We start from the raw sequence: 901 nt of genomic DNA on the forward strand, positions 1-901 counted from the left end.
CTTTCTGTTGGATTTACATCTGTTGTTTAGGATCGATTAACTCTTATTCAAGTAATGTTGACAAGAAACCCTTCTCCTCTTCAGTCCTTAGATATTTCTTCTAAATATTTGCTACTATCACCAAGATCTGTACTAAAGAGTGCTTCAGTTAAAATTACTTCTAACCTTTTTTACTTAACTTGTACTCTTCATACCATTTCTTTTCCTTACTTGTTAAAATTTCTTCATTTTAACAGTGGAGTATCCATAAGTAATTATAATGCCATCCATTTTCAGGACTAATTCATTCGATAGGTAAGTTGTTACACACTTCTTAGCGGTTTCCGACTTCCATGGCCACCGTCCTATTGTCAAAATAAATTAATACCTTTTATGGTACTCGTCATGTCTCTTTTTGGCATGTTAACTCCACGTTTGGTTCATCCCACATCGCCAGTCCTGCTTACCAGATTTGGCCGATTTAAAGTGTTGATTATATTATCTAAGTAATTGAAATCCAATCACTTATATTTAATTATTCATAGTTTGAGAAGAAGTTGAAGACCTATATGTCCCCATTACTACTAATCATTAGCTTTACCAATTAATACTACATCACTTTAACCTTCCTAAGGGAATATTCAGGTGGAACCAGCTACTAGATGGTTCGATGAGTCTTTCGCCCCTAAACTCAAATATCGAAAGTAATTTGCACGTTAACACTTCTTGATTCTTCCACCAAAGTTTCCTTCGGCTTCAAATCCTTCAAGTTTAGTTCACCATCTTTCGGGTCCTAACATGTTTACTTCATCTTTTCCATTAGAAAAAGATACTACTGCTAATCATTACTGATCGTCATAGTGTTTCGATTTCTCTCCATGTTAAGGGATTAATCCCTTTCACATTCGCATCCATGTTAGAC

General features: G+C 35.0%; 1 rRNA gene. It reads right to left on the minus strand.

Annotation, left to right across the window (positions count from 1 at the left end):
* Positions 1-901 (minus strand): 23S ribosomal RNA (locus C1A35_RS36525); the annotation flags it as partial.

The organism is Ensifer adhaerens (genome assembly GCF_002940685.1).
Classification (GTDB): Bacteria; Pseudomonadota; Alphaproteobacteria; order Rhizobiales; family Rhizobiaceae; genus Ensifer; species Ensifer adhaerens_E.